A 14,414-nucleotide genomic window follows, 5' to 3' on the forward strand; every position below is an offset into this window, starting at 1 on the left:
CCTGAGGGCATGCGGTGCTGCCATGCCCCGGTTGCGTCCTGCCCCCTCGGCCTTATAGCGCCCCTGCGGCTTCCATGCCTGGAAGGCTTCGCATTTATGCGGATCCTCGCGGGAGCGCGTCGCGCGCAGGGCCTTTGTGCGGCGCTGGATTTGGCGACCGCATCGACTATATGGCGCCGCATGACCCAGATCACTGTCGGCGCGCTCCAGCTCGCCTTCTCGAACGATATCGATGCGAACATCGCCCGCGTGACGGAACTGGTCCGCGAAGCGGCCGGACGCGGCGCGCAGGTCGTGCTGCCGCCCGAGCTGTTCGAAGGCGAATATTTCTGCCGCGTCGAGGACGAGGGCCTGTTCGCGAACGCCAAGCCGGTGACCGAGCACAAGGCGGTGCTGGCGATGCAGGCGCTCGCCGCCGAGCTGGCCATCCACATTCCCACCAGCTTCTTCGAAGCCGATGGCCCGCACCATTACAACAGCCTCGCGATGATCGGCCCGGACGGCAAGGTCTCGGGCGTCTACCGCAAGAGCCACATCCCCGATGGCCCGGGCTATGAGGAGAAGTTCTACTTCCGCCCCGGCAACACCGGCTTCAAGGTGTGGGACGGCCCCGGCGCCAAGCTGGGCGTGGGCGTGTGCTGGGATCAATGGTACCCCGAGACCGCGCGCGCGATGATGCTGATGGGCGCCGAGCTGCTCTTCTACCCTACCGCAATCGGCAGCGAGCCGCATGACGACAGCCTGGATACCGCCCGGCTCTGGCGCCGGGCGATGGTGGGCCATGCGGTATCGAACGTGGTGCCGGTGATCGCCGCCAACCGCGTCGGCACCGAACATGGCCAGACCTTCTACGGCACCAGCTTCATCACCGACGAGCGCGGCGACATCCTCGCCGAGCTGGACCGCACGGAAGAAGGCGTGATCACCGCGACGCTCGACATCGATCGGGTGAAGCGCCACCGCGCGGCCTTCGGCTTCTTCCGCGATCGCCGGCCGGAACTGTACGGCCGGCTGGTGCAGGACATCTGACCGGAAGGCTCCGGCGTCTCAGCGCGCCGGAGCCCGATCCCTGCGGCGAAAGGGCACGTCGCGCCGGAGATAGGTCAGCGCCCGCCATATCCACTCGATCGGGCCGTACTGGAAGCGCGCCAGCCACCAGTGCGCAGCGACGATCTGCACCGCGATTGCACCCAGTCCGATCCATAGCCGGGTCGCGGCATCCCAGTCGTCATATTTGCCCAGGCCATACTGGTAGAAGATCGGCACGAAGACGGCGGATTGCAGAATATAATAGGTGAGCGTCAGCCGCCCCGGCGCGGCGAGCGGCTGGACCAGCCGACGCGCCGGTCCGTCGTAAAGCGCGATCACCAGCAGCGCCCAGAAGGCGGTGCCGGCCAGGTCCAGCCACATGTTGATCAGCGCCCAGAAGGCGCGGTTTGCTCCGAGCCCCAGTTTCAGCCCGGCAAAGGCCTCGCGTGCGGGCTCGCGACCGAGGAAGAGCAGGACCGCCAGCAGCCCGGCGACGACCAATGCCGAAGGCCGCCACGCGCGGCTCTTCGCGAGATCGCCGAAGAAATTGGTGCGGCCCAGCACCAGCCCGAGCAGATACAGCCCGAGGATCTGCACCATCCGGCCATATTCGAGGAAAAACCAGTATTTGGATTGCTGGCCGGCCCATATATTGATCCGCAGCACCTGCCACAGGTCGCCGCCGAGATAGATCGGCATGCCCGGATCGACCGAGGACTGCGCCGGGGCATTGGCCCAGCCCGCGCCCATCGCGCCAGCGACGAGCTGCACGATCAGGCTCGGTCCCGCCAGGCAAAGGGCCGCGCCGCCCAGCAGCACGGCGTTGCTCCGAATCCGGTTGAACAGCAGCAGCACGAAGCCGATCGCCGCCAGCGTCTGCATGATGTCGCCGCGGTAGATCAGCGCATGCAGAAAGCCGATCCCTTCCAAAATGAGCAAGCGCCACGCAAACCGGGCGGTGAAATCCTGCCCCCGCTGCGCGGCCCGATCCATCAGGATGAAGAAGCTGAAGCCGAAACATAGCGCCAGCAACGAGAAGCTCTTCCCCATGAACAGCGCGAAGACGACGTCGGTGATCAGGCCCGGTTTTTCACCCGCCCAGAACAGCTCGTAACTTTCGATGACATGCACCAGGAACAGCGCCATCAGTGCGAAACCACGCAGCACGTCGACCACATCGAGCCTGGCGGCCAGCGAAGACCGTTCCGCGCCCGAACCAAGTTCCGCGCCGTCCTTCCGAGGCATTCCGGCGGTGTCAGCAGTGCCCGGCATCGGCCTCATTTACGTCTTCTTTGTCCGACAGGCGTAGCGACGCCATCATGGTTAGCGCCCTTTCCCGCCGGCTGCTCTGCATCGCGTTCGCCGCGCTGCTCGCGTGCATCGTGCTGCCGGCACATGCCCAAGCGGGTGTTGCCGGTCAACCACTTGGCACGTGCCTGCTGGTGGACAGAGGGCAACGGATGGATGAGCTGATCCGGCACCCGGAACGATTCGACTGTACGACTCCGCAGCACCGCTTCGGTTCCGGCGATTTCTGGGCGATCACCATGCCGGTTGACCGTCGATCGACCTTTGCCGACCCGCTTGCGCTTCGCTTCGCCAGCCTCTGGCAGCAGGGCCTCGCGGTCCATTTTCTCTACGCCGACGGTACCGTACGCAGTTGGCAGAGCGACAGCCGCGGCATCAGCCCGCTGATCCAGCTCGGCGCCATCGCCCAGCTGTCGGTGCCGGTCCGCGATCCCGCGCTGGTCCGCGTGCTGTTCCATGTGCAGGGGGCCGCCAACTTGCGCGGCATCGCAATGGGAGTCCGCATCGCGACCGAACGGGAAGGCGAACACGCCAATCTCGTGCTCGCTGCGCTCTACACCTTCTTCGCCGGCATGGCGGTGGCGCTGATCGTCTATAATTTCGCGCTCTGGTGCGCGATGCGTCACCGCTTCCAGCTGCACTACTGCATGCTGCTCGCCGCGTTGCTCGGCTACACCCTGAGCTCGTCCGGTGCCTTCGCCTGGATCGCCCCGATGCTCGCCAACAACGATCGCATCCGTTTCAACTATGTGTTCATCGGACTGGCGGGCGGCGCGGCGGCGCTGTTCACGCGCAGCTTTTTCGAAGACCAGCCGATGCCGCGCTGGCTGGACCGCGCCAGCCAGATCGCCGCCATGGCGGTGCCGTTTGCAGCGATGGCCGCCGCGTTGCTGGGCGCGGTGCATCTGCGCATCGCCGACTTCCTCTACACGCTCGCCTTTGCCGGGCTGCTCGCCATCGTCCTTCCCACCCTCTGGGGCGCCTGGCGGCGACGGTCCAACTTCCTCTGGCTGTTCGCCATCGCCTGGAGCGCGCCGATCCTGCTCGCGGCGGTGCGGATCAGCGCCGCGCTCAACTTCGTCGCCTGGAACTTCTGGATCGACAACTCCACGATCCTTTCGATGGGGATGGAAGCGCTCGTCTCGTCACTGGCCGTGGCTTATCGGATCAAGTTCCTGCGCGACGAGCGCGATGCAGCGCTCACCCGCGAGGTGGTCGCGCGCAATCTCGCCGATATCGATCCGCTCACCGGCCTGCTCAACCGCCGCGCCTTTCTGCAGCGCGCGATCGGCCGCACCGAGCCGCAGCAACTGCTGCTGATCGACATCGATCATTTCAAGCGCGTCAACGAGACGCTGGGCCATGACGGCGGCGACGAGGTCTTGCGCCTGTTCGCCGCCGCCCTGCGGAACGCCGCGCCCGAGCCGGTGCTGATCGCGCGCATGGGCGGCGAGGAGTTCGCGCTGGTCACGCCCGTTGCCCAGCGAATCGAGGCAGATGCGCTGCTGGCTGCGCTGCGCAAGGCGCGCATGCCCTTCGATCTGACCATCACCGCGAGCATCGGCACCTGCACCGGTGCGCTGGCGGACGATCTGGCGTGGAAGGCGCTGTATCGCTGCGCCGACTGCGCACTGTTCCAGGCGAAGGCGGCCGGCCGCGATCGGGCCCGCGCGCTCCGACTCGACGCGGCTTGAGCTTGCCGGGCAGCGTCGCCGGATGTAGACGGGCATCGAGGGAAGAGGGGAACCATGTTGCGTCACAAGCGCCTGTTGATGATCGCCGGAGCGATTGCGCTTCTGGTCGCCGTCGTGCGGCCGCCGCGTCCCCACGCCGATCTCACGATCCTCACCCACCGCACGGGCGACACCGCTCCGCAGCAGGTACACGCGGCGATCGACCTGGGCGTCCTCGCCGTTTCGGTGCTCGTCACCTGGAGCCGGCAGCTCGCGCGCTGAAGCGCGGAACCAACCTCGGATAGTGCCGTAGAGACAGGCCGCGCAGGATGCGCGACAACTCTGCACGCCCGGTGAAAACCGCGCTTGCATGGCAAAATCGGGTTGCTTACACTGATGTCAATGACAAAGCCCGAAATGGTCTGGAAGACCGCCTATCGGCATCCAGGAGAGTGGGATCGCAGCTACGCGCCGCGGTCCATGGTAGACCTGTTCGAGGAGAGCGCCGCGGCCCATCCGCACGCCCCGCTGCTCGATTTCATGGGTCGCATCTACAGCTATGGCGAGACGCTGGACGGCGCCAATCGCGTCGCCTGCGGGTTGCGCGCGCTGGGCTATGGCCCGGGCGACCGGATCGGCCTGTTCCTGCCCAACGTGCCGCATTACGTCGCCGCCTATTATGGCATCCTCAAGCTGGGTGCGACAGTGGTGAACTTCTCGCCGCTCTACTCGGTGGAGGAACTGGCCGCGCAGGTTGCCGACTCGGGCACCAGACTGCTCTTCACCCTGTCCGCCACGGCGCTGCTCCCCAACGCGCTGAAGGTGCTGGAGAAAAGCGGGCTGGAGCGGCTGGTGGTAGGCTCGGTCGCCGGCGCGCTGCCCACCGCCAAGTCGCTGTTCTACCAGCTGTTCCGCGGCAGCGAGGTCACCGCCCGCCCGCATGATCCGCGCATTCTCGCCTTCTCGAAGCTGATCGCCAACAAGGGCGATTGCGTCCATCCGAACATCGATCCCGAGCGCGACGTTGCGCTGATCCAATATACCGGCGGCACCACCGGCACGCCCAAGGGCGCGGTGCTCACCCACCAGAATCTCTCGGCCAATGCCCGGCAGGTGTCGGAGCTCGATCCCGAACTCGGCCAGGCCGAGGATTCGGTGCTCGGCGTGCTGCCGTTCTTCCACGTCTTCGCCAATACCTGCGTGCTGAACCGGACGGTGATCACCGGCGGCAAGATCGTGATGCTGCCGCGCTTCAACGCGCAGCAGGTGCTCACCGAACTGCGCCGCACCAAGCCCCGCTCGCTGCCCGGCGTACCGACCATGTACCAGGCGCTGCTCGACGCGCCGGGGATGAAGCCGAGCGACTTCTCCTCGCTGCGCTTCTGCATTTCGGGCGGCGCGCCCTTGCCCGAGCAGCTCAAGCTCAACTGGGAAGCAACGACGGGCGCGCACATCATCGAGGGCTATGGCCTGTCGGAAAGTTCGGGCGTGGTCTCGGCCAACCCCTATGTCGGCCTCAACAAGAGCGGGACGATCGGCCAGCCGATCGCCGGCACCCGCGTGCGGCTGGTCGACAAGGAAGATCCCCGCAAACCCGCGCCCGAGGGCGAGCCGGGCGAGATCGTCGTGCAGGGTCCGCAGATCATGCAGGGCTATTGGAACCGCCCCGAGGCCGATGTCGGCACCTTCGTCGACGATCACTGGCTGCGTACCGGCGATGTCGGCATCATCGACGAGGACGGCTATATCCACATCGTCGATCGGCTGAAGGACATGATCGCGGTCGGCGGCTTCAAGGTGTTCCCCAGCCAGATCGAAGCGGTGCTCTACACCCATCCGGCGGTGAAGGAGACGCTCGTGCTGGGCCTGCCGGACCCGTATCACGGCGAGCTGCCCCACGCCTATGTCGCGCTCAACGAGGGCATGACGGCAGACGCCAAGGAGATGTGCGGCTGGCTCAACGCCCAGCTCGGCAAGCACGAGCGGGTCGCCGAAGTGGTGATCCGCGACAGCCTGCCCAAGACGATGATCGGCAAGCTCAGCCGCAAGGACCTGCTGGCCGAGGTGAAGGCGGGGCGGTGATCGTCTCTTAAGCCCCTCCCCTTCAGGGGAGGGGTTGGGGTGGGGCAGTGTCTCACCGAGACCAACGAATGTTCTGGCATCCCTCCACCCCAACCCCTCCTCCCAGGAGGAGGGGCTTAGATTGCGGGAAGCTCAATCCCCCGGCTTGCCCTCGGCGAACATCACCGCCTTCAGGTTCATGAACTCGTGCAGCCCCCAGGGCCCGAGCTCGCGGCCATGGCCGGACAGCTTCACCCCGCCGAACGGCGCTTCCGGCACCGAGGCGAGCAGCGCGTTCACCGCGGTCATCCCCGCCTCGATATCGCGGGCGAACCGCTCGATCTCGGCATCGTCCTGCGTCCATACCGACGAGCCGAGGCCATAGGGCACGTCGTTCGCCAGCGCGATCGCTTCGTCGATATCCGCGACCTTGTACACCGCCGCGACCGGCCCGAAGATCTCCTCCTTGGCGACATCGCTTGTCCGATCGAGGTCCACCAGCACGCCCGGCGTCATCCAGGCGCCCTCCCGGTCGATCTTGGTGCCGCCGGTCAGCAGCTTCGCGCCGGCAGCCTGCGCCTTCTCAACCTGCTCCAGCACGGTGTCGCGCTGCTGGACGCTGGAGAGCGGCCCCATCACCGTCGCCTTGTCCATCGGATCGCCGATCTTCACCGCTTGCATGCCCGCGACGAACTTGGCGAGGAAGGCGTCGTACACCTCGGCATGGACGATCATCCGCTTGGAGCAGATGCAGCTCTGCCCGGCATTCTGCACGCGCGCGGTCACCGCGGTCTTCACCGCCGCATCGAGATCGGCCGAGGGCATGACGATGAACGGATCGGATCCGCCCAGCTCGAGCACCACCTTCTTGAGCGCGCGCCCCGCGGCTTCCGCCACCTTGGCGCCGGCGCCTTCGCTGCCGGTGAGCGTCACCGCCACCACCCGCTTGTCGGCGATGATCGCATCGACCTTGCCGGACTTGATCGCGAGGTTCTGGAACAGCCCCTCGGGCGCCCCGGCCTGACGCGCCATGTCTTCCATCGCCGCCGCGCAGCCCTGCACCGATGAGGCATGCTTGAGCAGCGCGACATTGCCCGCGAGGATCGTCGGCGCGAGGAAGCGCACCGCCTGCCAGTACGGGAAGTTCCACGGCATCACCGCCAGCACCGGCCCCAGCGGCAGCCAGCGCGCGACGGCATGGCCGGTCGGCGTCTTCACCGTCTTGGGCTCAAGATAGGCCGGGCCATGCTCGGCATAATGCCGGAAGCCGGAGATGCACTTCTCCACCTCGGCCAGGCCCGCGGTGATCGTCTTGCCCATCTCGCGCACCGCCAGCTCGGCGAGGTGCTGCTTGTTGGCTTCCCAGGCGTCGGCGATCGCCGAGAGCAGCGCGGTGCGTGTCTCGACCGAGGTCTGCCGCCACTCCTGGTACCCGGCGGCCGCGCGGGCCAGCGCCGCCTCGATCCCGGCATCGTCCAGCTCGGCGATGCGGTCGACGGTCTCGCCGGTCGCCGGGTTGATGATTTCGAACATCTGCAAGTCTCCTTCGCGCACTCCAACGCGGACCTAGGCGCACGGTGCCACTGCCCGCAATCATACCGATGTCCATCGCGCGCGGAACGGCTTGCCAAGCGCACGGCGCCCGAACACGATGCCGCATCTGCCCTGCCGGAGACCGTCATGCGCCTCGTTCCCCTCGCCCTCCTCCTAAGCGCCGCGATCCCCGCCGCCGCCCTGGCCCAGGAGGGCCCCACCCGCCTGTTCACCGGCAGCGACCTGTTTTCGCTCGAACAGGCGAGCGATCCGCAGATCAGCCCGGACGGCAGCAAGGTTGCCTATGTCCGCCAGTCGGCCGACATCATGGCCGATCGCGGCCGGGCGAGCATCTGGCTGGTCGATGTCAAGACCGGCGCGCAGACCCCGCTGGTCGCCGGCACCGGATCGCACAGCCAGCCGCGCTGGTCGCCCGACGGCACCCGCCTCGCCTATGTCTCCAGCGCCGAGGGTGGCGCGCCGCAGCTGTTCGTCCGCTGGATCGCCACCGGCGCCACCGCGCGGATCACCGGCCTGGCCGACAGCCCGCAGGGCATCGCCTGGTCGCCCGACGGCACGCAGATCGCCTACACGATGACCGTGCCCGGGGAAGGCATGTCGCTCGGCAGCCAGCCGCCCAAGCCGGAGGGCGCGAAATGGGCCGAGCCGCTCGAGGTGATCGACCGCGTCACCTACCGTGCCGACGGCGGCGGCTATCTCAAGCCCGGCTCCGACCATATCTTCGTCGTGTCGGCAGACGGCGGCGCGCCGCGCCAGGTCACGTTCGGCAAGTTCGACGATGCCGGTCCGCTCGCCTGGTCGAACGACGGCCGCACGCTGTTCTTCGGCAGCAACCGCCGCAAGGACTGGGAGCGCGAGCCGAATGACAGCGAAATCTATGCGGTGGACGTGACATCGGGCACGCTGACCCCGCTGACCAAGCGCTACGGCCCGGACGCGGCGCCGGTGCTGTCGCCCGACGGCACCCGCATCGCCTATCTCGGCTTCGACGACACCCATCGGAGCTTCCAGAACACCCAGCTCTACGTGATGAACCGCGACGGCACCGGCAGCCGTGCGCTCACTACCGCGCTCGACAAGAGCATCGAGAGCGCGGTCTGGGCCAAGGACGGCCGCAGCCTGTTCGTTTCGTACGACGATCAAGGCCGCAAGCTGGTTGCCCGCATCGGCCTGGACGGCAAGGTCAGCACGGTCGCGACCGGTCTCACCGGCGGCGGGCTCGACCGGCCCTATACCGGCGGCGACTTCAGCGTCTCGGCCAGCGGCACCATTGCCTATACCGGGGGCGATGCGCTGCATCCCGCAGACGTCTACGTGAACGGCCGCCGCCTCACCCGGCTCAACGAGAATCTGCTGGCATCCAAGACGCTCGCGCCGGTGACGCCGCTCGCGGTAACCGCCCCCGATGGTCGCAAGATCGACGCGTGGCTGGTCACCCCGCCCGGCGTGAAGCCCGGCACCCGCGTGCCGACGATCCTGGAGATCCATGGCGGCCCGCACACCGCCTATGGCCCCGGCTTCTCGACCGACTACCAGCTCTACGCCGCGCATGGATACGCCGTACTCTATGCCAATCCGCGCGGCAGCACGTCGTACGGCGAGGACTTCGCCGACCTGATCGACAAGAAATATCCCGGTGACGATTACGGCGACCTGATGGCCGCCGTCGATGCCGCGATCGGTGCGGGCGTCGCCGATCCGGACAATCTGTTCGTCACGGGCGGATCGGGCGGCGGCGTGCTCACCGCCTGGATCGTCGGCAAGAACGATCGCTTCAAGGCCGCCGCCACGCAGAAGCCGGTGATCAACTGGATCAGCGAGGCACTGACCATGGACAATACCGGCTTCACCTCGCGCTACTGGTTCGCCAAGCAGCCCTGGGAGGATCCGATGAGCTATTGGAGCCGCTCGCCGCTCAGCCTGGTCGGCAACGTCAAGACGCCGACGATGGTGGTGGTCGGCAGCGAGGATTACCGCACGCCGGTAAGCGAATCCGAGCAATACTACGCCGCGCTGCAGATCCGCGGCGTGCCCACGGCGCTGGTGAAGGTGCCCGGTGCCAGCCATGGCGGCTTCACCGCGCGGCCCAGCCAGTCGGCGGCGAAGGCGGCGGCGATCCTAGCCTGGTTCGATCGCTACCGCAGCGGCCCCAAGCCCGCCGGCCAGTAGCGCCGGGCACCTCAGCCCAAACGCAGGCGTGCTCGAAACCTACTCCACCGCGCCGTTAAGGATGCGAAAGGCGTGACGCATGGCGAAGGGAACCCAGAGGACGCCACTATACAAAGTCCATTTCAATCCTTGCTGGCCCAGGAGCAGATACATCGGCGCCGCAACGGCAATTCCAAATGCGACCAGGCAGAAGCCCACGGCAACGGTGCACTGGGCGCCTTCCGACCACTTCTCAGCGAACTTTTCGAACTTTCCCATGAGCGGCCAGCTATCGAGGCGCCATTGCGGTGGCAAGGCGGGGACGTCGTTGCCCGCTGGCGACAAAGATAGCTGTTGGGCCCGGTTGCCATCGCCCCCCACCCTGCCGCATAGCGAGGGCATGGCTACCCAAACGGACATCACGGCGCTCTCCTTCGAAGAGGCGCTGAAGGAACTGGAGAAGATCGTGAGCCGGCTGGAGAGCGGTGAAGCGGCCCTGCAGGAGGCGATCGACCTCTACGAACGCGGCGACCAGCTGCGCCGGCAATGCGCTGCCCGCCTGGATGCGGCGCAGGCCCGGATCGAGGCGATCCGCACCGATGCCGACGGCCGCGCCGCCGGCACCACGCCCTTCGCGGCCGGCTGAGGCGTGGCGAGCGTGACCCATGCCTCGCTCCCCCTCGAATCGGCGCTGCGCCAGGTCGCGGCGGAGATCGACGACCAGTTCGACCGGCTGCTCGAAGTGCCGGACGATCCCCGCGCCGACCTGTACCGCGCGATGCGCCACGCCGCGATCGGCGGCGGCAAGCGGCTGCGGCCGCTGCTGGTGTTCGCCACCGCGCAGCTGTTCAGCGTCGACAAGACCTGCGCCGCGCGCGTCGCGACCGCGCTCGAATGCATCCATGTCTATTCGCTGATCCATGATGATCTGCCGGCGATGGACGACGACGACATGCGCCGCGGCAAGCCGACGGTGCACAAGGCGTTCGACGAGGCGACCGCGATCCTGGCGGGCGACTGCCTCCACGCGCTCGCCTTCGAGATTCTGGGTCACGAAGCGACCCACCCGGACCCCTATGTCCGCGTCGAGCTGATCGCCGAGCTCGCCCGCGCGTCCGGCCCCTCGGGCATGGCGGGCGGCCAGATGATGGACCTGGAGGCGGAAAAGGCCAGCTTCGATCTCGCCACCGTCACCCGGCTGCAGGCGATGAAGACCGGCGCGCTGATCAGCTGCGCCGTCGAATGCGCCGCGATCCTCGGCCGCGTCTCGCCCGAGGCGCGCACCGGGCTGCGCGGCTATGCCCGCGACATCGGCCTGGCGTTCCAGATCGCCGACGACATCCTCGATGCCGAGGGCGACGAGGTGCTGGTCGGCAAGAAGCTCGGCAAGGACGGCGCGGCGGGCAAGGAGACCTTCCTGTCGCTGCTCGGCATCGATCGCGCGCGCGAACAGGCGCGGATGCTGGTCGATCAGGCGATTGCCCATCTCCACGCCTTCGGCCCCGAGGCCGATCTGCTGCGCGACGTGGCGCGCTTCACGCTCGAACGCGATCGCTAAGGGCAAGGGGAGAACCCGCATGCACAGCCGTATCGGGGTCTATCCCGGCACCTTCGATCCGATCACCCGCGGCCATATGGACATTATCCGGCGCGGCGCGAAGCTGGTCGACCGGCTGGTGATCGGCGTCACCACCAATCCCTCCAAGTCGCCGATGTTCACGGTGGAAGAACGGATGGCGATGGTCCGCCGCGAGGTGGAGGGGCTGCCCGGTACGATCGAGGTGGTCAGCTTCGATTCGCTGCTGATGGACTTCGCCGAGCGCGAGCGCGCCAGCGTGATCGTCCGCGGACTGCGCGCCGTCGCCGATTTCGAATATGAATATCAGATGGCGGGCATGAACCAGCAGATCAACGACCGGATCGAGACGGTCTTCCTGATGGCCGATGTCTCGCTGCAGCCGATCGCGAGCCGGCTGGTGAAGGAGATCGCGATGTATGGCGGCCCGATCCATCGCTTCGTTCCCGAGAGGGTAGAGGCAGATGTCGCCGCCCGTGTCGAGCTGCTCGGGCGCAAGGGCAGCAACTAACGCCGGAGCGGCGCCAAGCCGGGCTTTGCGGCGCCCCGCGATTGGGCTAGAGCCGCGCATTCACCAGAAACCGAGTGGGAAGTTCGATGCGTTTCCTAGCCACGATGGCCGCCATGGCCGCCACGCTGTTTGCCATGCCGGCGCTGGCCCAGGGTGGCGGGGGCAAGCCGAAGCCCGTCATCGAACCGTTCAAGGGCGTCGCGTCCGATGCCAACACCCGCCCCGCCGTGCTGGTTCCCGCCGACCCGGAGAATAGCTGGGTGCTGGACCTTTCGACCGGCGGCCGCGTGCTGATCCGGCTGCGTCCGGACGTCGCGCCGAAGATGGTCGAGCGGATCAAGACGCTCACTCGCAAGCATTTCTATGACGGCCTGACCTTCCACCGCGTGGTCGACGATCCCTACAACATCGCCCAGGGCGGCGATCCCAAGGGCGACGGCACCGGCGATTCGGACATGCCCAACGTGCCCGCCGAGTTCAGCTCGCTGCCGCACGTCCGTGGCACCGTCTCGGCCGCCCGTCGCGGCGCTGCAGACAACGCGACGCCTGAGCAGAAGACCGAGGCGGAGAACAGCGCGAACAGCCAGTTCTTCATCATGATGCAGCCCAAGCTGGCCTTCGACCATGATTACACCGTGTTCGGGCGCGTCACCTCGGGCATGGAATGGGTCGACAAGATCCAGCGCGGCGAGCCGCCGCAGCACCCCACCGTGATCATCCACGCCTATATCGAATCGGACAATCCCCCGGCCTATCAGCCGCTCGCTCCGGCCGCGCCGGCCGCAACCGGCCCGACGCTGATCCCGGTCGGCCCGAGCGTGCCCGCTTCCAAGCCGGTGCCAGCCGCGAAGAAGCCGGCGCCGAAGAAGAAGTGATCGCGCGGATCCCGTGAACGTCGACCTTTTCGATTTCGAACTGCCGAACGAGCGGATCGCGCTGCGCCCCGCGTCCCCGCGCGACTCCGCCCGGCTGCTGGTGCTGGACGGTGCGGAGACGCGCGACGCGATCGTCCGCGATCTCGCAGCACAGCTCCGCCCCGGCGACTGTCTGGTATTCAACGACACCAGGGTGATCCCGGCGCAGCTGGAAGGCGTGCGCGGCGAGGCGCGGATCGGCGCGACACTCCACAAGCGCGAGGGGCCGCGCCGCTGGCGCGCGTTCATCCGCAACGCCAAGCGGCTGCGCGAGGGCGACGCGATCGATTTCGGCCCCGACGCGGTCGCCATCGCCTCGGACCGCGCCGAGGACGGCAGCTTCGCGCTCGACTTCCAGGGCACCGAGCCGGTCGAGCTGCTGCTGGAGCGCTGCGGCCGGATGCCGCTGCCGCCGTACATTGCCTCGAAGCGCCCGACCGACGAACGCGACGCCGACGACTACCAGACGATGTTCGCGGCCGAGCCGGGCGCCGTCGCCGCCCCCACCGCCGCGCTGCACTTCACGCCGGGCCTGATGGCGTCGCTGGACGCGGCGGGAATCGGCCACACCACCCTCACCCTCCATGTGGGCGCCGGCACCTTCCTGCCCGTCAAGGCCGAGGACACGGCCGACCACAAGATGCACGCCGAATGGGGCCGCATCACCCCGGAGGTGGCCGACCGGCTCAACGCTGTGCGCGCGGCGGGCAACCGCGTCATCGCCGTCGGCACCACCAGCCTGCGCCTGCTGGAAAGCGCCGCGGACGAAAACCGGGTGATCCAGCCCTTCGAAGGCGACACCGCGATCTTCATCACGCCGGGCTATCGCTTCAAGGGCGTCGACGGGCTGGTGACCAATTTCCACCTGCCGCGCTCGACGCTGTTCATGCTGGTCTCCGCGCTGATGGGGCTGGATCGCATGCAGGCGGCCTATGCGCATGCGATCGAAACCGGCTATCGCTTCTACAGCTACGGCGATTCCAGCCTGTTGCTGCCCGCCCGCTAAAGGGAATTCGATGCGCCTGTTCCTGCTGCTCGCCGCCTGCACCGCCGCCCTGCCCGCCGCTGCGCAGGACCGCGTCGCGCAGCCGCCGATCGTTCCCGGTGCGCCGGCGGCGCAGCCCCAGGCGACGGTAATCGCCGAGCCGGTCGCGCTGCTGATTGCGGGGTTCGATGCGGACGGCGATGCCCGCGTTACCCGCGCCGAGTTCGACGCGGGCCTGAAGCGCAGCTTCGACAGCGCCGATACCGGCCATGCCGGCATGCTCGGCTATATCGCCTATTCGGACTGGTCGCTGCGCTGGATGGGCGATCGCAACACCCTGCCCAGCCCGTTCGAGCTCGACCGCGACGGCGACAACAAGGTCAGCTGGGCCGAATTCCAGGACCGGTTCGCGCAGATCTGGACACGGTTCGACCGGAACAAGGACGGGGTGATCGAGCGCAGCGAACTGGTGACGATCCGCCCGCCGGCGTTCAACCCGATGGACGGCAAGCGCAAGCGCCGCTGATGGATACTCCGTGCCCCTGCGAACGCAGGGGCCCAGGGCCACGCGCGATGTCCCCTCCTCCCCTGCGCCCCTGCTTTCGCAGGGGCACGGCTGCAGGACCAAGCGGCGCGGACACTTTCGCCGCAATGC

Annotated in this window: 14 protein-coding genes; 11 read left to right on the top strand and 3 right to left on the bottom strand. The window is 67.6% G+C overall.

What is annotated here, in order from left to right; translation table 11 throughout:
* Positions 1–180 precede the first annotated feature (180 nt).
* Entirely contained in the window at positions 181–1,029 is an 849-nt protein-coding gene (gene aguB, locus SPI01S_RS06780; RefSeq protein WP_066720135.1) for an N-carbamoylputrescine amidase, read from the top strand.
* Between the two features lie 18 nt (positions 1,030–1,047).
* On the opposite strand, the gene SPI01S_RS06785 is transcribed toward aguB, so the two are convergent.
* A complete protein-coding gene (locus SPI01S_RS06785) occupies positions 1,048–2,310 on the bottom strand; it encodes a DUF418 domain-containing protein (protein WP_245653497.1) in 1,263 nt (420 codons plus the stop codon).
* 179 nt (positions 2,311–2,489) lie between these two features.
* Here SPI01S_RS06785 and SPI01S_RS06790 point away from each other — a divergent pair, with 179 nt between their 5' ends.
* From SPI01S_RS06790 to SPI01S_RS06800, 3 genes are all read left to right on the top strand, one after another.
* A complete protein-coding gene (locus SPI01S_RS06790; protein ID WP_245653498.1) occupies positions 2,490–4,031 on the top strand; it encodes a GGDEF domain-containing protein in 1,542 nt (513 codons plus the stop codon).
* A gap of 54 nt (positions 4,032–4,085) precedes the next feature.
* Positions 4,086–4,292, top strand: coding sequence for a hypothetical protein (locus tag SPI01S_RS06795; RefSeq protein WP_066720139.1), 207 nt, complete (start codon positions 4,086–4,088; stop codon positions 4,290–4,292).
* Between the two features lie 120 nt (positions 4,293–4,412).
* On the top strand, positions 4,413–6,092 hold the full coding sequence (locus SPI01S_RS06800) for an AMP-binding protein (RefSeq protein WP_066720141.1): 1,680 nt from the start codon (positions 4,413–4,415) through the stop codon (positions 6,090–6,092).
* A 132-nt stretch (positions 6,093–6,224) separates the two neighbouring features.
* Here SPI01S_RS06800 and SPI01S_RS06805 read toward each other — a convergent pair whose 3' ends face one another.
* Complete coding sequence (locus tag SPI01S_RS06805; protein ID WP_066720143.1) at positions 6,225–7,604, bottom strand: NAD-dependent succinate-semialdehyde dehydrogenase; 1,380 nt, start codon at positions 7,602–7,604, stop codon at positions 6,225–6,227.
* Between the two features lie 147 nt (positions 7,605–7,751).
* Here SPI01S_RS06805 and SPI01S_RS06810 point away from each other — a divergent pair, with 147 nt between their 5' ends.
* Positions 7,752–9,794 (top strand): alpha/beta hydrolase family protein, encoded by a 2,043-nt coding sequence (locus SPI01S_RS06810; protein WP_066720145.1) that lies wholly within the window; start codon positions 7,752–7,754, stop codon positions 9,792–9,794.
* 39 nt (positions 9,795–9,833) lie between these two features.
* Here SPI01S_RS06810 and SPI01S_RS06815 read toward each other — a convergent pair whose 3' ends face one another.
* Positions 9,834–10,052: a hypothetical protein gene (locus SPI01S_RS06815; RefSeq protein WP_066720147.1), complete on the bottom strand. Its 219-nt coding sequence runs from the start codon at positions 10,050–10,052 to the stop codon at positions 9,834–9,836.
* 121 nt (positions 10,053–10,173) lie between these two features.
* On the opposite strand from SPI01S_RS06815, the gene SPI01S_RS06820 reads away from it, so the two are divergent.
* From SPI01S_RS06820 to SPI01S_RS06845, 6 genes are all read left to right on the top strand, one after another.
* Positions 10,174–10,419: an exodeoxyribonuclease VII small subunit gene (locus SPI01S_RS06820; protein WP_066720149.1), complete on the top strand. Its 246-nt coding sequence runs from the start codon at positions 10,174–10,176 to the stop codon at positions 10,417–10,419.
* Positions 10,420–10,422: 3 nt separating this feature from the next.
* A complete protein-coding gene (locus tag SPI01S_RS06825; RefSeq protein WP_066720152.1) occupies positions 10,423–11,331 on the top strand; it encodes a polyprenyl synthetase family protein in 909 nt (302 codons plus the stop codon).
* 19 nt (positions 11,332–11,350) lie between these two features.
* Positions 11,351–11,860, top strand: coding sequence for a pantetheine-phosphate adenylyltransferase (coaD, locus tag SPI01S_RS06830; RefSeq protein ID WP_066720155.1), 510 nt, complete (start codon positions 11,351–11,353; stop codon positions 11,858–11,860).
* Between the two features lie 86 nt (positions 11,861–11,946).
* Positions 11,947–12,735, top strand: a complete 789-nt coding sequence (locus SPI01S_RS06835) for a peptidylprolyl isomerase (RefSeq protein ID WP_066720158.1) — start codon at positions 11,947–11,949, stop codon at positions 12,733–12,735.
* A 13-nt stretch (positions 12,736–12,748) separates the two neighbouring features.
* Positions 12,749–13,780, top strand: a complete 1,032-nt coding sequence (gene queA / locus SPI01S_RS06840; protein ID WP_066720161.1) for a tRNA preQ1(34) S-adenosylmethionine ribosyltransferase-isomerase QueA — start codon at positions 12,749–12,751, stop codon at positions 13,778–13,780.
* A 10-nt stretch (positions 13,781–13,790) separates the two neighbouring features.
* A complete protein-coding gene (locus SPI01S_RS06845) occupies positions 13,791–14,285 on the top strand; it encodes an EF-hand domain-containing protein (protein ID WP_084253300.1) in 495 nt (164 codons plus the stop codon).
* Positions 14,286–14,414 lie beyond the last annotated feature (129 nt).

The sequence above is a fragment of the Sphingomonas pituitosa NBRC 102491 genome (assembly GCF_001598435.1).
GTDB lineage: Bacteria > Pseudomonadota > Alphaproteobacteria > Sphingomonadales > Sphingomonadaceae > Sphingomonas > Sphingomonas pituitosa.